A 20,345-nucleotide genomic window follows, 5' to 3' on the forward strand; every position below is an offset into this window, starting at 1 on the left:
TCAGTCGTCGAGACCGCGCTCGATCGCGTACCGGGTCAGCTCGACCCGGTTGTGCAGTTGCAGCTTGCCCAGCGTGTTCTGCACGTGGTTCTGCACCGTGCGGTGCGACAGCCCGAGCCGCTGCGCGATCTGCTTGTACGACAGCCCCTTGGCCACCAGGCGCAGCACCTCCGTCTCCCGATCGGTGAGCCGGGGCGCCCCGGGCTCCGAGCCGTCGGCCGGGCCGGCCCCCGACCCCGACCCGGTGCCGGCGGCGAGCCGGCGGTACTCGCCGAGCACCAGCCCGGCCAGGCCGGGGGTGAAGACCGGCGCGCCGTCCGCCGTGCGGCGTACCGCGTCGAGGAACTCGGCCGGCGCCGTCGACTTCACCAGGTACCCGGTGGCCCCGGCCTTGACCGCGTCCAGCACGCTCTGCTGCTCGCCGCTGGCGCTGAGCATCAGCACCTGCACGTCGGGCAGCGCCGCGCGCAGCCCACGGACCACCTCGACACCGGAGATGTCCGGTAGTTGCAGGTCGAGGACGACCACGTCGGGTCGGACGGCGGCGGCCACCCGGATCGCCTGCCGTCCCTCGCCGCTGGTGGCCACCACCAGGAAACCGGCCTCGGTCAGGTCGCGGGCCACCCCCTCCCGCCACATCGGATGGTCGTCGACCACCATCACCCGTACCGGGGTCACCGGTCCGCCCTCGGCACGGTCAGCTCGATCTCGGTGCCGGCCTCGGGGGTCGACACGATCCGGACCGTCCCGCCCAGGTCCGCCACCCGGCCCCGGATCGACTGGGTCACGCCGAGTCGCCCCTGGGCGGCCGCCTCGGCCAGCCGGCCGTCCGGGATGCCCGGCCCCTCGTCACGGATCGACACGGTCACCGTCTCCCCCTCGTCCTCGATCAGCACCCAGGCCCGCCCGCCAGCGTGCCGTCCCACGTTGTCCAGGGCCGCGCCGGTCGCGGCGGCCAGTTCCCCGGCCTTACGCCGGGGCAGCGGCACCGGGGTGGCCGGCGCGGAGAGCGACACCGCCGGTGAGGCGTACCGGCCGAGCAGGGTCCGCAGGTCCACCGCGCCGGCGTCGGCCACGTCCGTGCCGCCCCGGCCGGCGTCACCCGCCGGGACGGCGTCACCGACCGGAGCGGCGCCGGCGATCAGCGCGCGCAACGCGGCCTCCTGCTCGCCGGCCAGCCGGGCCAGTTCGCCGGCCTCGCCGGGCAGGTGCGCGCCGCGCCGCTGCACGAGCGCCAGCACCTGCAGGACCGAGTCGTGGATGCCCCGGGCCAGCCGCTCCCGCTCCCGGGTGGCCGCCTCCAACTCCACCGCGCGTTGCAGCCGCTCCTCGGCGGTCACCGCGAGCCGGGCCACGTGCCCGACCACCACTCCGGCGAGCAGCAACAGGATGACCCCGGTGAACGAGGACTGGCCGATCCGCTCCCGGGTCGCCAGGTCCGCGCCGGCGACCAGCAGCGCGGCCACCGTGCCCCGCCGCCGGCCGCCGGAGACGGCCCAGGCCAGCACCGGGCCGGCCATCCAGGCCACCCCCAGAGTGGGCACGCCGGCGGCGAGCGCCGCGCGGCCGACCACCCACGGAGTGGCCAGCACGAGGGCCATCACCACCCCGAGGTCGGCCAGCAGCAGCGGCCAGCGCCGCCAGGCCGGCCGGGCGTACCCGATCGCGGTCGCCGCGGTCCAGGCCATCATCACCAGGACGAGGGCGCCGACGAGGAACGGATGGGCGTACCGGTCGGCGTCGCGCACCGCGAGCGCGCAGACGTACGCGAGGGACGCCAGCCGGAACACGGTGAGCGCCCGCCAGAGCGGCACCTCGAAACCACCCGGCGGTGACGACATGGCGGTCAGGATGCCACAACCGGGCCCGCCGGGCGGGGAGCGCGACGTGCGGTCCGAGGAACCCTGACGTACGGTGGAAATGCCGCGAAATACTCCGCGATCGGCCGTCGGGACGGGGCCATGACGAACGCAGATCCGCACGCACCGCGTACGGTTGTGCCCATCGAACCTGCCCTCCTGATCGCCGAGGCCTTCGACCAGGCCCAGGTGACCGAGATTCGACACTCGGTCACCTCCTGCGCGCATGCCTCCGGGCTGACCGGGCAGCGGCTGGACGACTTCGTGCTGGCGATCAACGAGCTGATCACCAACGCGGTGCGGCACGGCGGCGGGCGGGGATGGCTGCGGCTCTGGCTGGAGCCGGGGATGCTGGTCTGCGAAGTCGCCGACCACGGGCGCGGGATCAGCGCGCAGCGGCTGGGCGACCGGCGCCGGCCGGCCCCGGACACCGCCGGCGGCTGGGGCCTCTGGCTGGCCCGCGAGCTGACCGACGCCATGGAGGTCGCCACCGGCACCGCCGGCACCACCGTCCGCATCACCACGGCCCTCACCAGCAACAACCACAACACCGCACGCTGACGCCACGCCCACGGGTGGCGGCTCAGGCGAAGAGGGCGGAGACGGACTCCCCGTTGTGGATCCGCCGCATGGCTTCGGCCAGGGCCGGTGCCACCGAGAGGACCTGCAGTTTGGGGACCCGCTTGGCGGTCGGGATGGGGACCGTGTTGGTGCAGACGATCTCCAGTACGCCCTCCTGGTCACCGAGCCGCTGCAGCGCGTCGCCGGAGAAGAGGCCGTGCGTGCAGGCCAGCCGGATCGAGCGGACCTTCAGGCCACGCAGGTGCTCCATCAGCTCGACGACCGTGCTGCCCTTGGCGATCTCGTCGTCCAGCACGATGACGTCCTTGTCGGTCACCTCACCGATCACGGCGCTGATCTTGACCAGGTCGTCGTTGAACCGCTGCTTCGCCCCGGCCGCGACCGGCGTGCCGAGCAGCCGCGCGAACGCGGCCGCCTCCTTCGCGTTGCCCAGGTCGGGCGAGACCACCACGGTGTTGCTGAGGTCGTATTGCCGGAAGTGGGTGGCCAGCTCGCGCAACGCGTGCAGGTGGTCCACGGGGACGCTGAAGAAGCCGTGCACCTGCGGCGAGTGCAGGGTCAGCGCGAGCACCCGGTCCGCCCCGGCCGAGGTGAGCAGGTCGGCGACCAGCCGGGCGCCGATCGAGATCCGCGGCGCGTCCTTCTTGTCCGAGCGGGCGTACGCGTAGTGCGGCAGCACCACCGTGATCCGGCCGGCGGACGCGCCCCGGGCCGCGTCGATCATCAGCAGCAGCTCGACCAGGTGCTCCTGCACCGGCGGCACCAACGGCTGGATCAGGAAGACGTCCCGCTCCCGGCAGTTGGCCTGCAACTGCACTTCCAGGCAGTCGTTGGCGAACCGGGAGACCCGCACCGGATGCAGCGGCACCCCCAGGTGGGCGCAGATCTCGGCGGCGAGGTCGGGATGGGCGGTTCCACTGAAAACGGCGATGTCGCGCACGTTCGCACATCGTAGGCGAAGCGTTTGGTGGCGGACGGCGGCGGGCCGGAACCGGCCGTGACACCGGTCGACCGGGGCCGCAGGTCCGGGTACGGTGCTGCGGTGACCCCCCAGTACGTCGCCGCCATCGACCAGGGCACCACCTCCTCGCGTTGCATCGTCTTCGACCGGGCCGGGGAGATCGTCGCCGCGGCCCAGCGCGAGCATCGGCAGATCTTCCCCCGACCCGGCTGGGTGGAGCACGACGCCGAGGAGATCTGGGACAACGTCCAGCAGGTCGTCCGGGAGGCGCTGGAGGCCGCTGGCACCGACGCGGCGGGGCTGGCCGCGGTCGGCATCACCAACCAGCGGGAGACCACCGTGGTCTGGGACCGGGCCACCGGCCGCCCGGTGGCCAATGCCGTGGTCTGGCAGGACACCCGGACCGGGCCGCTGCTGCGCGAGCTGGCGGCGGCGTACGGCGAGGAACGGTTCCGGGCCCGCACCGGCCTGCCGCTGGCCACCTACTTCGCCGGGCCGAAGCTGCGCTGGCTGCTGGACGAGGTGGACGGCCTCCGCGAGCGCGCCGAGCGCGGCGAGGTGCTCTTCGGCACCATCGACAGTTGGCTGATCTGGAAGCTGACCGGCGAGCACGTCACCGACGTGACCAACGCCAGCCGGACCATGCTGATGGACCTCGCCACCCTGGCCTGGGACCCGGAACTGCTGGACGCCATGGGCGTACCGGCGGCGATGCTGCCCGAGATCCGCTGCTCCGCCGAGGTCTACGGCACGGCCACCGGAGTGCTGGCCGGGGTGCCGGTGGCCAGCGCGCTCGGCGATCAGCAGGCCGCCCTGTTCGGGCAGACCTGCTTCCAGCCGGGCGAGGCGAAGTGCACCTACGGCACCGGCAGCTTCCTGCTGCTCAACACCGGCGCCAGCCCGGTCCCCTCGACGCACGGCCTGCTCACCACGGTCGCCTACCGGATCCACGGCCAACCGGCGGCGTACGCCCTGGAGGGCGCGATCGCGGTCACCGGGTCGCTGGTGCAGTGGCTGCGCGACAACCTCGGGTTGATCTCCACGGCCGCGGAGGTGGAGGAGCTGGCCGGCACCGTGGACGACAACGGCGGCTGCTACGTGGTGCCGGCGTTCTCCGGGCTCTTCGCCCCGCACTGGCGCAGCGACGCGCGCGGCGTGATCGCCGGCCTGACGGGCTACATCACCAAGGGGCACCTGGCCCGGGCGGTGCTGGAGGCGTCGGCATGGCAGACCCGCGAGGTCGTCGACGCGATGAACGCCGACTCCGACGTGGCGCTGCGCCGACTCCGGGTGGACGGCGGCATGACCGCCAACGGGCTGCTCATGCAGTTTCTCGCCGACGTGCTCGACGTGCCGGTGGTCCGTTCCCGGATCACCGAGACCACCTGCCTGGGTGCCGCGTACGCGGCCGGCCTGGCGGTCGGCTTCTGGCCGGACCTGGCCACGCTGCGCGCGCAGTGGCGCTCCGACGCGCAGTGGGAGCCGGCCATGGCCCCGGAGCTGCGCGACCGGGAGCTGCGCAACTGGCGCAAGGCCGTACAGCGCACCCTCGACTGGGTGGAGTGACCGTCGGTCCCGGCGATCACTCCCAGCGGTTGCCGGTGAGCTTCTCGTAGACGTCGATGTAGCGGGCCCGGGTCGCCTCGACCACCTCGGCCGGCATGTCCGGCGCCGGGCCCTGCTTGTCCCAGCCGCTGCCGGTGGCCCAGTCCCGCACGTACTGCTTGTCGTAGGAGAACTGCACCCGCCCCGGCTGGTACGACTCGGCCGGCCAGAACCGCGACGAGTCGGAGGTGAGCAGCTCGTCGGCGAGGACCAGGGTGCCGTCCGGCGCCCAGCCCAGCTCGATCTTGGTGTCGGCGACCAGGATGCCCCGGTCGGCGGCCAGCTCGGCGCCGCGCCGGTAGATGTCGATGGTGATCTGCCGCAGCCGCTCGGCGGTGGCCTGGCCCACCTTGTCCACCACGTCGGCGAACGTGATCGGCTCGTCGTGCTCGCCCACCGGCGCCTTGCTGGACGGCGTGAAGATCGGCTCGGGCAGGATCGACGCCTCACCGAGCCCTCGGGGCAGCGGTACGCCGGAGACGGCGCCGGTGCGCTCGTACTCCCGCAGGCCGCCGCCGGTGAGGTAACCCCGGGCGACGCACTCGACCGGGACCATGTCCAGCCGCTGGCAGCGGATCGCCCGCCCGGCGAACTCCGCCGGCACGTCGGTGGCCGAGATGACGTGGTTCGGCACCAGGTCGGCGAGCTGCTCGAACCACCACAGCGAGAGCGCGGTGAGCAGGCGGCCCTTGTCCGGGATCGGCGTCGGCAGCGCCACGTCGTAGATCGAGATGCGGTCCGAGGCGACCAGGATCAGGTCGTCACCGTCGGCGTAGACGTCCCGGACCTTGCCCGAGTGCAGAAGTTCCACGCGCCCTAGTACACCACGTGGCACCGGGGGCCCCGTTCCGGCCACCCGAGCCGGGGCCGATCGCAGGGGTGACCGGACGGACGTTGACACCTCCCCGCGCCTCCTGCGTGAATGGTCCGACCGCCGCCCGCAGGTGCCAGGAGACCCCGTGCCCTTTGTTCGACCCCCGATCGACCGCTTCGGCGCCGACCCGGGCCGGCGCCGAGTGCTCACCGCGCTGCTCGGTGCCCCCCTGCTGGCCTCCGGCGGCCTCGCCGGATGCAGCGACGGCACCGCGACTTCGACCGAGGAGGGGCCGGTCGAGCTGTCGGTCTTCTGGTGGGGAGGGACGAAGCGGGCCGAGCTCACCGAGAAGGTGCTGCGGCTCTACTCGGAACGCAACCCCCGGGTCACCTTCCGGGTCACCTGGCAGGGCGCCGACGGCTACTACGACCGGCTGGCCACGCAGGCCGCCGGCGGCAACGTGCCGGACCTGATCCAGCTCGACGACGCCATGTTGACCGAGTACGCCCAACGCCAGATCGTCCTCGACCTGAGCGAGCGGGTGGCCGATCACCGGTTGGACCTGCGGGGCCTGCCGGAGGGCCTGATCCGCTACGGCGCCGTGGAGGGGCGGACGATGGCCGTCGCCGGTGGGCAGACCCTCGCGGCGGTGGTGTTCAACCGGGACCTGCTCCGGGAGCTCCGGGTGCCGGAGCCGCGCGCCGGGATGTCCTGGGCTGACTACATCTCCTGGGCGGAGCAGGTCACCGACGCCAGCGACGGCCGGGTGGCCGGCACCGCGGACCCGTCCGGCGACTACCGGGCACTCTGGCTCTGGCTGCGCTCGCAGGGCGGCGAGTTCTACCGGGGGCGCCAGCTCGGCTTCGGCGCGGACGAGCTGATCGCCTGGTTCGAGCTGTGGCAGCGGGCTCGCGCCGGGCGGGCCACGCCGGGCGCGGCGCTGGTCGAGCAGGCCGACAGCGGGGAGCCGGCCCGGCAACTGGTGGTCACCGGGTTGACCGCCGCGTCCTTCGCCTGGTCCCACCAGCTACCGGAGCTACAGCGGCTCACCGAGGCCGAGCTTGGGGTGATCGGCGTCCCGGGGCCACCTGGTGCACAGTGGGCGCGGGCCTCGATGTACTGGGCCGGGTTCCACGGCACCCGTCACCCGGACACCGTCATCGACGTGATCGACTTCCTGACCACGAACGGCGAGGCCGGCACCGTCCTGGGCCACGAACGTGGCCTCAACGCCAGTCTCGCCGTCCGCCGGTACACCGAGGGCAGCATCACCGACCCGGCCCAGCAGCGCGCCGCCGCGTTCGGTGCCAGCATCGCCGACCAGCTCGGGCCGGCGCCGGCGCCACCGCCGAAGGGGCACGCCACGGTGCGTACCCTGCTGGTCGCCGCCGCGGAGAGCATTCGCGCCGGACGGGCCGGCACCCGCGCGGCCACCTCCCGTTTCGTCGCCCAGGCCAACGCCGCCCTGGCGGCGTGACCGCTGGCCGGTGGCCCGCCGCCGGTAGCCGGTAACCCCCCGACGGTCGGGCACGGCGCGAACGGCCGGGTCAGCGCGGCGGCCCACCCCGACGGCTGCGCGTCAGCCGCAGCAGCAGGAACACGACGATCGCCACCACCACCAGGCAGCAGAGCAGGCCGAGGAAACCGAAGCCGCCGCCGCGGGACCGCCGCCGGGCGGCCTCCACCACCAGCTCGCCGGTACCCGTGGACGCCCAGGCCGCGACGGGCACGAAGACCGCCAGCACGACCGCACCGAGGACCGCGCTGAGCCGGCCCCACCACTTGCTGAATGAAGACATGCGCCCATCCTCGCCGAAGGACGCAACCTCGGCATGTTGGTCCACGCCGAATCGCGGGACGGAGACCGCGCGGACCGGACTGGGCCGAACATGCGGAACGGCCCCCGAGGACTTGATCCTCGAGGGCCGTTCGTCGTGGTAGCGGGGACAGGATTTGAACCTGCGACCTCTGGGTTATGAGCCCAGCGAGCTACCGAGCTGCTCCACCCCGCGTCGACTGGTTAACCTTAACCCATCCGTTCTGGCGATGATCAGCGGGGCCGGCATCCGCCCCGGAGGCCGGCGGAGCGGCCACACCAGGCGGGTCGACGGCCGGTTGGCGACGGCCGGTCGAGCCGGATGGGAGATGCGAAACGACCCCCGAGGATCAGATCCTCGGGGGCCGTTCGTCGTGGTAGCGGGGACAGGATTTGAACCTGCGACCTCTGGGTTATGAGCCCAGCGAGCTACCGAGCTGCTCCACCCCGCGTCGGTTCGATAACCGTAGCGCACCGACCCGGGGCACCGCAAAGCGACCCCGATACCGCCGCCGCCCACCGCGTTGACCTGGGCTTCCGTCAGTCGAGCCAGTTCTCGATCGCCGCCACCGCCCGCCGGCTGTCGGCATCGACCTGGGCACGCTCGGCCGCCGTGTCCTCCCAGCCCTGTTCCCAGAGCACCGTCACCACGTTGTCGATCCGGACCGCCCGAACCAACCGGACCTCGTCCTCGCCCGGGTCGCCTCTGCCCTCCGGGTACGGCGCCCGCATCTCGAACAGCACCGACTCGTCCCCGTACCTCCCCGAGTCCAGCAGCCGCTGCCGCCAGGTCCTGGTGTCGTCGGGCAACCTCTGCTCGGGGCAGCCGCGGACGGCCTGCCGCAGCTCCCGCAGCGCATCGTCGGCGCGGCCCGCCCGGTAGATGGTGATGGTGTGCCGGTAACTGCCCGCTGGCACGTACTCCGGCGGGGTTTCCGGCCGCTTGTAGGCCAGGTACCGACCGCGGCGCTGCACCACGGCGGAGTCGCTGGGATAGCGGGCCGTGCAGAGCACCGGCAGCGCTGGCCCGTCCACCTGCGACTCCAGGCCCGTCTGGTTCGCTGCCGCCAGGGCGAAGAAGGCACGGTCCGGGATCGAGGTGGGCTGCGGGGGCGTCGCCGCACCGGTTGTCGGGGCCGACGGCGTGGCACTCGGCGTGCTGTGAGGCGGCGTCGGGGACGGCGGCGTCGGGGACCGGGACGGCGGCGCGGACGGGGACGGGCGGGGAGCCGGGCCGCTCGGCAGCGGGCCGGGGGTGTCGGCGGGCGGTGGCAACGGCGCGGGGCCGTCCGCCGGAAACGCCACCCGTCCCCCGGCGGCCACCCCGCCGAGCAGCAGAGCCACCGCGAGCGCGGTGCCCGCCATCCGGACCCGGGCCCGCCGGTCGGCGCGCCGCCGGACCAGCTCCGGGTGGGTCAGCTCCTGGCCGTCGGCGACAGCGGTGAGCGACCGGTACAGGTCGGAGAGTTCAGCTGACATCGTTCGCCTCCAGCTCCACTGCGGAGAGGTCGGGCAGCAGCGCGGCCAGCCGGCACTGGCCCCGGGACAGCCAGGACTTCACGGTGCCGACCGGGACCTCGGTCTCCCGGGCGATCTCCTCCACGGACATGTCGAAGAGGTAGTGCAGGGCCAGCGCCTGCCGCTGGGCGGCCGGCAGTTGGCGGAGCGCGTGGACCAGCAGCACCCCGTCCTCACTCGGTGGCGGGGCTGCCGGCGGAGGGCCGGTACGGCTCAGCACCGCCCGCCAGCGGTGCAGGTGGCGCCAGCGATCGGTCGCCAGCCGGGCCACCACCAGCCGCAGCCACGCCTCGGGCGCCGGATGCGCCACCAGCCGCCCCCAGTGCCGCCAGGCCCGGGCGAACGCCTCCTGCACGAGATCCTGTGCCTCGGTGTGGTCGCCGGTGACCGCGTAGCCGTACCGCAACATCCGCCGGGCGGTGCTGCGGTAGAAGTCGTCGAAGCTCTGCGCGTCCCTCACGACTGCCCCCCTCGTCCACACCCCGTTGCAGTGAGGACGGCGAACCGGTGCCGCAGGTTGCGGGCCGGCCGGACCTGTCGGAGAGGCGACAACGGGACCGGCTGCGGGTACGGCGGAGCCCCCGGCGTCAGGACCGGATGGGTCCGACGCCGAGGGCTCCGAAAAGGGTGCTCCGGGTAGTGCGGGTCAGCCGGTCGGGCTCACGCTCGGCGCCGGACCACCGCTGGGCGTACCGGCCGGGTTGGCCGCCTGCTGTGCCTGCTGGAAAGCGGTGAGCGCCTCGTCCAGCGCCTTCAGCGCGCGACCGTACCGCTCGAAGTCACCGGAGGTCTGCGCGGCGCGGACCTCGGTGATGGCGGCCTGCACACGATCCGCAGCGGTGGCCAGCTCGCCGGTCGGCGGCGGAGTGCCGGCGCTCGGCGTCGGTGTCGGCGTCTGCGTCGGTGCCGGCGTCGGTGTCGTCGGGTTGCCACCGGTGGTCGGGGGTGGCGGCGCGCCCTGTCCGGCCCGCTTGCCCTGGTCGACCAGTTGCTTGATGCCGTCGTTGATGTTGTCGGCGAGCGCCACGAACGAGCCGCCGTCGCCGTACGAGAGCAGCACCTTCTGCAGCAGCGGGTACGCGTCCTGCTGGTTGCTCTTCACGTAGACCGGCTCGACGTAGAGCATGCCGTCGGCGAACGGCAGCGAGAGCAGGTTGCCGTACTGCACCTGCGCCTGGTTACTGGAGAGCAGGTTGAGCTGCTGGCGGATGTTGGCGTTGTTCGTCATCTGCTGGTGCACCTGCACCGGGCCGGAGATCCGGGTCTGGTCCGGTAGCTCCAGCACCTCCAGCCGGGGCTTCCCGTCGACGTACGACCCGGAGATCAGCGCGGCGAGGTTCTGCCGGCCGTTCGGGGTGACCGCGGAGGTGAGCTGGAACCGCGGGCCCTCCTGCCCCGGGAACTGCGTGAACAGGTAGTACGGGGGCTGCTTCTGGCCGCTGTCCGGCGCGTCCGGCACGTTCGGTACCTGCCAGAAGTCCTGCGCGGAGTAGAAGTCGCCCGGGTTGGTCACGTGGAACTTGGTGAGCAGGTTGCGCTGCACCTTGAACATGTCCGCCGGGTAGCGCAGGTGCTCGGTCAGCTCGACCGGGATCTCTGCCTTCGGCAGCACCAGGTCACCGCCGAACGCCTTGTTCCACGCCTTGAGCACCGGATCGGTGTCGTCGTACTCGTAGAGCTTCACGGTGCCGTCGTACGCGTCGACCGTGGCCTTCACCGAGTTGCGCATGTAGTTGACGTTCTCCCGGGCCAGCTGGAAGGTGCCCCGGTTGGTCAACTCGTCGGTGGTCTCGGTCTGCAGGTTGACCCGCTCGGCGTACGGGTAGGTCGCCGCCGTCGTGTAGCCGTCGACGATCCACTGCACGCGGCCGTCGACCACCGCCGGGTACGGGTCGCCGTCCAGGGTGAGGAACGGCGCGACCTTCTCCACCCGGTCCCGCGGGTTGCGCACGTAGAGCAGCTTGGAGTCCTTGTTGACCGCCTCGGAGAGCAGGAAGTTCGACTCCTGCTCCTTGATGGCGTACAGCAGTCGCCGCGGGAAGGAACCGATCTCCACGCCGCCCTCACCGGTGTAGGTGTAGGACTCGCCGCCACCCTCACCGACCGGCCGGTCGAACTCGGCCTTCTTGTTCGGGTCGGCCTGGCCGACGATCGCGTAGTCGTCGGCGGCCATCCGCTCGCCGTAGTAGATGCGCGGCTGCTTCGCCGGGATCTGCTCGGTCTGCGAGGAGCACGCCTCCTGGGCCTTCTCGCCGAGGAAGCCGGAGACGAAGAACGGCTGCCCGCCGCAGACCACCTGGTTCGCCGGGGCAGCCACCAGCCCGTACCCGTGGGTGTAGACGGTGTGCCGGTTGATCCAGGTGTTCTGCTGGTCGGTCAGCTCGCCGTAGTTGATCTCCCGGACGCCGACCACGTAGTCGGAGGTCTTGCCGTTCACCCCGTACCGGTCGATGTCCAGCTTGGGGCCGAAGTCGTAGAAGCCACGCACCTGCTGGAGCTGGGTGTACGTCTCGCTGACCAGCTGCGGGTCGAGCAGCCGCACGTTCGACACCACGGAGGTGTCGGTGGCCAGGTTGGCCGGCGGGGTGAGGTTGCTCGCCGCGTACGGGGTGGTCTCGGTGGCCGCCAGCCCGAACGCCGCCCGGGTCGCGTCGATGCTGCGCTGGATGTACGGCGCTTCCTTGTCCTTGGCGCTCGGCTTGACCTCGAAGGTCTGCACCGCCCAGGGGTAGATGCCGCCGATGGCCACTGCGGAGACGCCCAGCAGGGCCAGCGAGATGCCCGGCCAGACCAGGTTCCGCATCCAGGCGTTGGAGAACACGATGATCGCGATCGCCACGACGATGGAGATGTAGGCCAGGATCTCCTTCGCCGGCAGCAACGCGTTGACGTCGGCGTAGCCGGCGCCGTACAGCTTGGCGCCCTCGTTGTACTCCAGCAGCATCGCGCGCCGGTCCAGCACGTACGCAATTGCCTTGAGCAGCACGAAGACCGCGACCAGGCTGCTCAGGTGGGCCCGGGCCGCGTTGCTCATCCGGTCCCCGACGCCCTGGAGGCGGACGCCGCCGAAGAGGTAGTGCACCGCCAGCGCGCCGATCACGGCCAGCACCACCGCGGTGAAGGCGACCCCGAGCAGGTACCGCCAGAACGGCAACTGGAAGACGTAGAAGCCGATGTCCACCCCGAACTCCGGGTCCTTGATCCCGAAGTCGCCGCCGTTGCGGAAGAGCAGCCACTGGTTCCACCGGCTCTGCGCGGAGAGACCGGCGAAGAGCCCCACCACGGCGGCGGTCAGCGCGATCCAGGTGCCGAGGCGCGGGCTGAGCGCCATCCGGTAGCGCTCCAGGGTCGCCTGCTCGACCGAGTGCGGACGCAGCCGCGGGCGCAGCCGGTGGGCCAGCCACAGGTTGCCGCCGACAATCAGCGCCATGCCTAGGCCGACGGCGAGGAAGAGCAGCAGCCGGGTGACCAGCACACCGGTGAAGACCTCGGTGTAGCGGACCTCGTCGAACCAGAGCCAGTCCGTCCACGCCTGAACACCCCACCCGAGCAGGGTGAAGAGCACGAACACCCCGACCAGCACGGCGATGGTGACGCGTCCGCGCCGGCTCATCCTCGGAAGGGGGCTGCTGCTACGCATTACCACTGTTGGCTCCGCACGCTCGAATATGATCGGCTCCGACCAGGCACCCAGAGTACGGGGTGTTCCTGAACGTGGCGGGGCACGGTCACACGAGTCAGCAGCGGGTCGGCTGGCCCCCCGCGCGCAGCGTCTCCAGCGCGGTCAATGCTTCGTCCAATGAGCCCACCCGCAGCAGCGGCAGATCGGGCTGCGGATTGCGGACCGCCTCGGCACAGTTGTCGGCCGGTACCAGGAATGCCTTGGCCCCGGCGCGCTTCGCGCCGACCAGTTTCTGGGCGATCCCGCCGATCGGGCCGACCGCGCCCTCGTCGTCGATGGTGCCCGTGCCGGCGATGACCTTGCCGCCGGTGAGGTCGGCCGGGGTCAGCTTGTCGATGATGCCCAGGGCGAACATCAGGCCGGCGCTCGGCCCGCCGATGTCCTCCAGGTCGATGTCGAGCGTGAACGGGTGCGGCTGCTGCTGGTCGATCTCGACGCCGATCCGCGGCCGGCCGTCCTGCTCGCGACTGGTCACCGTCGCGGTGGCCGGCACACCGTCACGGGTGTAGCCGATGGCCAGGGCCGTGCCGGCCGGCTTGGCCCGGATCAGCTCGGTGAGCTTCGTGGCGACCGGCACCGGCTGGCCGTCGACCGAGGTGACCACGTCGCCGACCTTGAGCTCCCCGGCGGACGGGCCGTCCGCGGCCACCGTCTTGACCACTACCTGCACCGGGAAGCCCAGTTCGCGCAGTGCGGCGGTCTCAGCGCTGGTCTCCGACGCCTGGAAGTCCTCGGCGTTGCGCTGCTCGACCTGCTCCGTCGACTCCCCCGGCGGGTAGACCAGCTCCCGCGGCACCACCGCCTCGTCGTCGGAGAACCAGCCGGCGATCGCCGCCCGGAGCCGCACCGTGGGCTGCACCCCCACCGTGGTCAGCCGGAGCTGGCCGGCGGAGGTCGACGTCTCCCGCCCGGAGATCTGGATGATTTCCTTGCCATCGGCCGTGCCGAGGGTGTTGACCGTCGGGCCCGGGCCGAGCACCACGTACGGGATCGGCACCCGGAGCACCCCGATGCTCAGCAGGGCGGTGAACAGGGCACCGAGCAGGACCGTCAGGCCACGACGTCTCATGCGGCAGAGAGTACCGACCGCCCGGAGCGCGGCTGCCGGATGCGCGCACGACTTCGCCCTCAGCGCAACGCCAGCGGCGGCGACCTGGGGCGCGGCGCGCGTACCGTAGACGTCGTGCCTGATATTCCGTTCGGTTTCGCGCTCCCGGGTGGGCAACCACCAGACCCCAACGATCCCGCGCAGATGCAGCAGTTCATGTCGCAGTTGCAGCACCTGCTCTCCGCGCCGGGCAGCGGGCCGGTCAACTGGGACCTGGCCCGGCAGGTGGCGGCCAGCCAGCTGGCGGCTGCCGGCGACCCGGCGGTGTCGCCGTACGAGCGCAACGCGGTCGAGGAGGCCCTGCGCCTCGCTGACCTGTGGCTCGAACCCGCCTCGGCGTGGCCCTCCGGCATCCAGTCCCCGGTGGCGTGGAACCGGAACGAGTGGATCTTCAAGACGCTCGACGTCTGGCGCAAGCTCTGCGACCCGGTGGCCAGCCGGATGGTCGGCGCGATGGGCGACCTGGTGCCGCCGGAGGCGCGCGCCCAGCTCGGCCCGATGCAGTCGATGGTGGCCACCCTCGGTGGCGCGCTCTTCGGCGGCCAGTTGGGCCAGGCGCTCGGCTCGCTCGCCGCGGAGGTGCTCTCCGCCGGTGACATCGGGCTACCGCTCGGCCCGGCCGGCACGGCCGCGCTGATCCCGGCCAACATCCGGGCGTACGGCGAGGGCCTGGAGCTTCCCGAGGACGAGGTACGCCTCTACGTGGCGCTGCGCGAGGCCGCCCACCAGCGGCTGTTCCAGCACGTCCCGTGGTTGCGCGGGCACGTGCTCAGCGCGGTCGAGATGTACGCCGCGGGCATCCGGGTCAACCGGGAGGCGATCGAGGAGGCGATGGGCCGGGTCGACCCGACCGACCCGGAGTCGATGCAGGCGATCGCCCTGGAGGGCATCTTCACGCCGGAGGACAGCCCGGCCCAGAAGGCCTCGCTGGCCCGGCTGGAGACCGCGCTCGCCCTGGTCGAGGGCTGGGTGTGCCACGTGGTGGACAGCGCCGCCAGCGACCGGCTGCCCAACGTCGTCCGACTGGGTGAGGCGTTCCGCCGTCGCCGGGCCGCCGGCGGTCCCGCCGAGCAGACCTTCGCCGCGCTGGTCGGCCTGGAGCTGCGCCCGCGCCGGCTGCGCGAGGCGGCGGCGCTCTGGGCCGCGCTCACCGAGCACCGCGGCATCGCCGGTCGGGACGCCGTCTGGGGCCACCCGGACCTGCTCCCGTCGGACGACGACTTCGCCGACCCGGTCGCGTTCGCGATGAACGACATGGACCTGAGCGAGTTGGACAACTTCGACTTCACCGCGCCCGGCGGGGTGGAGGAGAAGGCCCCGGGCCAGCCCGACGACACCGACGGCGACACCGACGGCGACGCCAAGCCCTGACGACGGCGATGGGTGCCCGCAGATCACCGCGGGCACCCGGCCGGCACCAGGCGGCCGGTCAGGCCGGTCAGGCTGGTTGACCGGTCAGGCAGGGCGGCCCGAGCCCGAGAGTAGGGCGCGGGTGGCCTCCCAGCCCTCGAAGGCCGGGTCCAGGGTGGCCAGGTCGGCCGGGCCGCGCAGCCGGCGCCAGCCGGCGGTGACCGCCACGTCCTGCGGTCGAGGGGCACCGGCCCGCGCGTCGGCCGGGCTCGCGGTCTCCAGGTCCAGCGGGGGCAGCCAACCCGGCACAGGCAGCCGTACGGCCACCCCGAGCAGGCCCGGGCCGCCGCCCTCCACCGGAGCGACCGCCACCGGTCGGGTGGTGAGCGGGCGCAGCAGCTTGCCGACGGTCAGCGCGGGCAGGTCGGGTACGTCGCCGGCGAGCACCGCCGCCTGGTCGTAGCCCTCCAACGCGGCGAACACCGCGTTCGGCGTCGGCTCGGGCACCTCGTACACGGCGGTACCGGGCCAGACCAGCGCGTCCGCCAGAGCACGGTCGGCCGGGGTCACCGCGACCGCGACCTCCACCTCGTTGAGCGTGGCGAACAGGTCGACGACGTCCTCGGCGAGCGCCGCGCGCCAGTCCTCCCGGTCAACGCCGGGCGGCGACCAGTGCACCGGCCCCAGTAAGGCCACCACCACCCGCCGCGCCATCCCCCGACCCTAGCGCCCCCGACGCGGCCCAGCCCGGCCCGACCCGGCGTCGCCCGGGCAGGGCCTCGCCTGGCAAGGTCCCGGCGCTGCCCAGCGTGACCCGACCCGACCCGGCAGCGACCCGGCCCGAACCGACCCGGCACGGCGCGACCCGGACCGTCCCGGCGCGACCCGGAGCGCGGCGCGGCGCGGCCCGGCGCGGCCCTGCCCCAGATCGACTCCGTATCGGCGATGGTGGGGTGTCCTGGAGTGCGGACAGCGCGATATCGCGGACATGGAGTCGATCTAGGGCGCCGGAGGCCAGCCAGCCCATCAGGGCGGGACGATCAGGGCGGGGGGATCAGGTGGGGAGCGGGGCGCAGGAGGCGGCGGCGACGCCTTCGAGGTAGCCGCGGGCTCGTTCCGCCTTGGGGTAGCGGCCGACCAGCGCCCAGAACCGGGCGTTGTGGCTGGGCACGATGAGATGGGCAAGCTCGTGCAGCAGCACGTAGTCGATGACCCACTCGGGCATGTCCTGCACCCGATGGGAGATCCGGATGCTGCGGTCGGCGGGGGTGCAGGAGCCCCACCGGCCGTTCTGGTTGGTGACCCACCGGACGCTCGCCGGCACCGCCTTCGCGCCGTACCCGACGAGGTAGAGATCCATCAGCCGGGTGGCCCGGGCCAGCAGCTCGTCGTCGGAGCGAGCCAGCCGGCCCTCCCTGGCCGCGAGCCGGGCCAGCATCCGGTCGACCCACTCGCTCTCCTCGGCCCGGGAGAACTGGTCCGGGATGAGGACGACGACCCGCTCACCGTCACGGTACGCAGACACCGTACGTCGTCGGCGCTGGCTGCGCCGCACCTCGACGACCGGCTTGCGCGTCCCCGCCATCACTGGCCCGCGCAGCCTCGGCTACGTGTCACGAAGGAAAGCTAATGCGTACTGACCAGGGGTCCGCAAGAGTCAACCGCACGACACGCGCCCAGAAAATGGCGATTGGTCGCCCGGCGTCCCGAAAATTTCTTGGTCGGGTTGCCGCCAGGCCATCTCGTCACCCTTCGTGAACACCGATGGCGGCGCTGCGCGGCTCCCCTCCACCGTAGGTGATCACCCCCGCTCGCGCCTCCGCGGGGCCACCCGCACGGGTGGCTGAGAGGGTTTGGCCGGCGTGTCCCCGCCAAACTGACTTATCAGACCTAATTCGCCATGCACACTCTCGACGTCGACTAGCTCACAGTGTCGATGCACAGCTGACATGGAACCGCCCAGACCTGGGTAGGGTCCGCGGACCAGCGGTCACGATGGTGGCTGCGGAGTGAGACCCAGCGCCGGCGCCCCCTGTGGCCCGCCGCCGGGCACCCCGCCGGGACGGTATTGACCGGCGGACGAGACGAGGAGGGCACCGTGGCCGACCAGGCCCAGACGACCTACAACGGTTACTGCGTGAAGTGCAAGGAGAAGCGGGACTTCGAGGGGCACGTCGAGGTCTCGAAGACCGGGATGAACATGGCCAAGGGCAAGTGTCCGGTTTGCGGCACAACAGTGAACCGCATCCTCGGCAAGGCCAAGGTCTGACCCGTACGGGTGGACGGGGGCGGGGTGGCCAGCGACGGCCACCCCGCCCCCGTTGCCGTATCGGACGGTGATCACCGCAGTGCGGCCACCCGGTCATCGACGGTCTGTCGGGTGACCGACACCGTTACCGGCGGGTTGTGGATAACTCGGCAAATCCTGTGGACAGCGCTGGACAGCGGCCCGACCACCTGTGGACAACGACCGACCGAGCGCACGGACGCGGTCACGATTCGTCATCATGAGCCGTACCGCGCTGCCCCGCCCCACGCTGCTGCCCGGCCTCAGCCGGCTCTGGCGGGACCGGCACACCCTCCAGCTCGGCGTCGGCCCGGGGCCCGCCGTGCTGCTGGAGCTGGCGAACCCGCGCGCCGCCCGCCTGCTCGACCTGCTGGACGGCACCCGCAGCGAACGCGCCGTGCTGGCGCACCCAGCCGCCACCCAGGTCTCCACCGACGAGGCGTACAGCCTGCTCGACGCCCTGCGCGCGGCGGGCCTGCTGGTGCCCGCACACAATCTGCTCCCCCGCGACCTGGCCGGCCCGGCCCGGGCCCGGCTCGCCGCGGAGGCCGCTGCGCTGGCCCTGGCCGCGGCCCGGCTGCCCGGCACCCCCGCGCAGGTCCTCCGCCAGCGGCTGGCCGCCCGGGTGCTGCTCACCGGCGCCGGGGCGCTCGGCGGGTCGCTGGCGGTGGCGCTGGCGCAGTCCGGCATCGGGCAGGTGATCCCGCACCTGACCGGCCCGGTACGCCCCGTCGACCTGGTCGGCACCGGCATCCCCGCCAGCGAGCTGGGCCAGCCGTTGGCACCGGCGGTACGGGCCGCGGTCAACCGCGTCGCGCCGGGGACCGGCACCCACCCGGGCCGGCCGACCCGATTCGACCTGGTGATCCAGCTCGGCACGGACCGTCCGCCCGCGCTGCTCGCCGCCGGTCTCGCCCAGCGCCGCCAGCCGCACCTGCTGGTCACCGTGCGCGAGGGCGTACCGGTCATCGGGCCGCTGGTCCGCCCGCCCGCCGGGCCCTGCCTGCACTGCGTCGAGCTGCACCGGGCCGACCGCGACCCGGCCTGGCCACGGCTCGCCGCCCAACTCGCTGCCGCCGAGCCGATGGCGGCCGGCGCGGCCGGCACGCTCCTCGCGGCCACCGGGTATGCGCTGGCCGAGGCGCTGGCGCAGCTCGACGGCGGCAGTCCGGAGACGCTCGGCGGTGCCATGGAGATCATCGGCGCCGGCCGCTTCCGCCGCCGGGGCTGGCCGCCACATCCCGCGTGCGGGTGCTCGCGGAGCGGGCGTGGGCACCAGCCCGGCCGCAGAGCAGCAACGGAGCCCTCCGGTCGGTAACAATGACCGTGTGACCGACATCCCGCGCCGGGCCGTGTCCCGGACCGCCAAGCTCGCCGCTCTGCCGCTCGGCTTCGCCGGTCGGACCGTCCTCGGCATGGGTAAGCGCGTCACCGGGCTCGCCTCCGACGTGATCTCCGCGGAGATCCAGCAGCGCACCGCCGAGCAGCTGTTCAGCGTGTTGGGCCAGCTCAAGGGCGGCGCGATGAAGTTCGGCCAGGCGCTGTCGGTCTTCGAGGCGGCCCTGCCGGAGGAGATCGCCGCCCCCTACCGCCAGGCCCTGACCAAGCTCCAGGAGGCCGCACCGCCACTTCCCGTCGCCAGCGTGCACAAGGTGCTGACCGAGCAGCTCGGCCCGGACTGGCGGGACCGGTTCGTCGAGTTCAACGACACCCCGGCCGCAGCGGCCAGCATCGGCCAGGTGCACCGGGCGCGGTGGCGCGAGCCGGGGTACGGCCCGGCGGGCGAACCGAACAGCCGCGACGTGGCAGTCAAGATCCAGTACCCGGGCGCCGGTGACGCGCTGCTCGCCGACCTCAAGCAGCTCTCCCGGCTGGGCGGGATGTTCCGGGCCATCCAGCCCGGTCTGGACGTCAAGCCGCTGCTGGCCGAGCTGCGCGAGCGGATCACCGAGGAACTGGACTACGAGCTGGAGGCCGAGTCGCAGCGCACCTTCGCCGCCGCGTACGCCGACGACCCGGAGATCTACATCCCGGCGGTGGTCTCCACGTCGCCCCGGGTGCTGGTCACCGAGTGGGTGACGGGCACACCGCTGGCCGACATCATCCGCGAAGGCACCGAGGAGCGGCGGGACGAGGCTGGCCGGCTGATGGCCACCCTGCACCTCTCCGCGCCGCAGCGGGCCGGCCTTCTGCACGCCGACCCGCACCCGGGCAACTTCCGGCTGCTGCCCGACGGCCGGCTCGGGGTGATCGACTTCGGTGCGGTGGCCCGGATGCCCGAGGGCACACCGGAGCCGATCGGTCGCATCGCCGCGCTGGCCCTGCGCAGCGACGCCGACGGGGTCGTGGCCGGGCTGCGGTCAGAGGGGTTCATCAGCCCCACGGCGGAGATCGACGCCGAGGGGGTGCTCGACTTCCTCCGGCCGATGCTGGAGCCCATCGCCGCCGACGGGTTCCGGTTCACCCGGGCGTGGCTGCGGGCCGAGGCGGCCCGACTGGCCAGCCCCCGCTCCCCCACCTACCAGCTGAGCCGGCAGCTCAACCTGCCGCCGTCGTACCTGCTCATCCACCGGGTGACGCTCGGGTCGATCGGGGTGCTCTGCCAGTTGGAGGCGAAGGCCCCGTACCGGAGCATCCTGGAGCGCTGGCTGCCGGGCTTCGCCCCCGTCGCAAACCGGTCCGTGCCGAGCGGCTCGCCGAGTCGCTGCGCCGGGTGATCGGCTCGCGGGTGGTGCCGTCACATCCGGCGGCGCTGGCCCGGGC

At 72.8% G+C, this 20,345-nt stretch carries 18 protein-coding genes and 2 tRNA genes; 7 read left to right on the top strand and 13 right to left on the bottom strand.

Features of this window, described 5'->3' with window-relative positions; translation table 11 throughout:
• Together ABZV00_RS33505 and ABZV00_RS33510 are read right to left on the bottom strand one after the other, a co-directional pair.
• The gene (locus ABZV00_RS33505) at positions 1-660 is read right to left on the bottom strand and encodes a response regulator transcription factor (RefSeq protein ID WP_355613685.1); all 660 of its coding nucleotides are present in this window, start codon (positions 658-660) and stop codon (positions 1-3) included.
• Positions 661-674: 14 nt separating this feature from the next.
• The gene (locus tag ABZV00_RS33510; protein ID WP_355613658.1) at positions 675-1,841 is read right to left on the bottom strand and encodes a DUF5931 domain-containing protein; all 1,167 of its coding nucleotides are present in this window, start codon (positions 1,839-1,841) and stop codon (positions 675-677) included.
• A 120-nt stretch (positions 1,842-1,961) separates the two neighbouring features.
• On the opposite strand from ABZV00_RS33510, the gene ABZV00_RS33515 reads away from it, so the two are divergent.
• Positions 1,962-2,420 (top strand): ATP-binding protein, encoded by a 459-nt coding sequence (locus ABZV00_RS33515; RefSeq protein WP_328420070.1) that lies wholly within the window; start codon positions 1,962-1,964, stop codon positions 2,418-2,420.
• Positions 2,421-2,442: 22 nt separating this feature from the next.
• Here the strand turns inward: ABZV00_RS33515 and ABZV00_RS33520 are convergent, their stop codons facing one another.
• Complete coding sequence (locus ABZV00_RS33520) at positions 2,443-3,381, bottom strand: ribose-phosphate pyrophosphokinase (RefSeq protein WP_328420072.1); 939 nt, start codon at positions 3,379-3,381, stop codon at positions 2,443-2,445.
• 102 nt (positions 3,382-3,483) lie between these two features.
• On the opposite strand from ABZV00_RS33520, the gene glpK reads away from it, so the two are divergent.
• A complete protein-coding gene (gene glpK, locus ABZV00_RS33525; protein ID WP_355613661.1) occupies positions 3,484-4,968 on the top strand; it encodes a glycerol kinase GlpK in 1,485 nt (494 codons plus the stop codon).
• Positions 4,969-4,984: 16 nt separating this feature from the next.
• On the opposite strand, the gene ABZV00_RS33530 is transcribed toward glpK, so the two are convergent.
• Entirely contained in the window at positions 4,985-5,818 is an 834-nt protein-coding gene (locus ABZV00_RS33530; RefSeq protein WP_328420076.1) for a phosphoribosylaminoimidazolesuccinocarboxamide synthase, read from the bottom strand.
• A gap of 148 nt (positions 5,819-5,966) precedes the next feature.
• Here ABZV00_RS33530 and ABZV00_RS33535 point away from each other — a divergent pair, with 148 nt between their 5' ends.
• Positions 5,967-7,298: an extracellular solute-binding protein gene (locus ABZV00_RS33535; protein WP_355613663.1), complete on the top strand. Its 1,332-nt coding sequence runs from the start codon at positions 5,967-5,969 to the stop codon at positions 7,296-7,298.
• A 70-nt stretch (positions 7,299-7,368) separates the two neighbouring features.
• Here ABZV00_RS33535 and ABZV00_RS33540 read toward each other — a convergent pair whose 3' ends face one another.
• From ABZV00_RS33540 to ABZV00_RS33570, 7 genes are all read right to left on the bottom strand, one after another.
• A complete protein-coding gene (locus ABZV00_RS33540; RefSeq protein WP_328420078.1) occupies positions 7,369-7,620 on the bottom strand; it encodes a hypothetical protein in 252 nt (83 codons plus the stop codon).
• A 136-nt stretch (positions 7,621-7,756) separates the two neighbouring features.
• Positions 7,757-7,833, bottom strand: a tRNA-Met gene (locus ABZV00_RS33545).
• A 179-nt stretch (positions 7,834-8,012) separates the two neighbouring features.
• Positions 8,013-8,089: transfer RNA gene (locus ABZV00_RS33550), tRNA-Met, on the bottom strand.
• Positions 8,090-8,177: 88 nt separating this feature from the next.
• The gene (locus tag ABZV00_RS33555; RefSeq protein WP_355613665.1) at positions 8,178-9,116 is read right to left on the bottom strand and encodes a hypothetical protein; all 939 of its coding nucleotides are present in this window, start codon (positions 9,114-9,116) and stop codon (positions 8,178-8,180) included.
• Positions 9,106-9,615, bottom strand: a complete 510-nt coding sequence (locus ABZV00_RS33560) for a SigE family RNA polymerase sigma factor (RefSeq protein WP_355613667.1) — start codon at positions 9,613-9,615, stop codon at positions 9,106-9,108. The genes ABZV00_RS33555 and ABZV00_RS33560 overlap by 11 nt, the downstream gene beginning before the upstream one ends.
• Before the next feature lie 186 nt (positions 9,616-9,801).
• A complete protein-coding gene (locus ABZV00_RS33565) occupies positions 9,802-12,795 on the bottom strand; it encodes a UPF0182 family protein (protein WP_355613669.1) in 2,994 nt (997 codons plus the stop codon).
• 97 nt (positions 12,796-12,892) lie between these two features.
• A complete protein-coding gene (locus tag ABZV00_RS33570; RefSeq protein ID WP_355613671.1) occupies positions 12,893-13,906 on the bottom strand; it encodes a PDZ domain-containing protein in 1,014 nt (337 codons plus the stop codon).
• Positions 13,907-14,020: 114 nt separating this feature from the next.
• Between ABZV00_RS33570 and ABZV00_RS33575 the strand changes: the two genes are divergently transcribed.
• Positions 14,021-15,316 carry a zinc-dependent metalloprotease gene (locus ABZV00_RS33575; RefSeq protein ID WP_355613673.1) on the top strand — a complete coding sequence of 432 codons (1,296 nt, stop codon included), beginning with the start codon at positions 14,021-14,023 and terminating at the stop codon, positions 15,314-15,316.
• 84 nt (positions 15,317-15,400) lie between these two features.
• Here ABZV00_RS33575 and ABZV00_RS33580 read toward each other — a convergent pair whose 3' ends face one another.
• A complete protein-coding gene (locus tag ABZV00_RS33580; RefSeq protein WP_328420085.1) occupies positions 15,401-16,009 on the bottom strand; it encodes a hypothetical protein in 609 nt (202 codons plus the stop codon).
• Between the two features lie 340 nt (positions 16,010-16,349).
• Positions 16,350-16,880, bottom strand: a complete 531-nt coding sequence (locus ABZV00_RS33585) for a M48 family metallopeptidase (protein ID WP_355613675.1) — start codon at positions 16,878-16,880, stop codon at positions 16,350-16,352.
• Between the two features lie 513 nt (positions 16,881-17,393).
• Here ABZV00_RS33585 and ABZV00_RS33590 point away from each other — a divergent pair.
• The 3 genes from ABZV00_RS33590 (at position 17,394) to ABZV00_RS33600 (ending at position 20,299) form a co-directional block, all read left to right on the top strand.
• Complete coding sequence (locus ABZV00_RS33590) at positions 17,394-17,564, top strand: DUF5679 domain-containing protein (protein WP_167457767.1); 171 nt, start codon at positions 17,394-17,396, stop codon at positions 17,562-17,564.
• Between the two features lie 238 nt (positions 17,565-17,802).
• Complete coding sequence (locus ABZV00_RS33595; protein WP_355613677.1) at positions 17,803-18,900, top strand: TOMM precursor leader peptide-binding protein; 1,098 nt, start codon at positions 17,803-17,805, stop codon at positions 18,898-18,900.
• 10 nt (positions 18,901-18,910) lie between these two features.
• Positions 18,911-20,299: an AarF/ABC1/UbiB kinase family protein gene (locus ABZV00_RS33600; RefSeq protein WP_355613679.1), complete on the top strand. Its 1,389-nt coding sequence runs from the start codon at positions 18,911-18,913 to the stop codon at positions 20,297-20,299.
• Positions 20,300-20,345 lie beyond the last annotated feature (46 nt).

The organism is Micromonospora sp. NPDC005173, assembly GCF_040608515.1.
In the GTDB taxonomy this organism is placed as follows: domain Bacteria; phylum Actinomycetota; class Actinomycetes; order Mycobacteriales; family Micromonosporaceae; genus Micromonospora.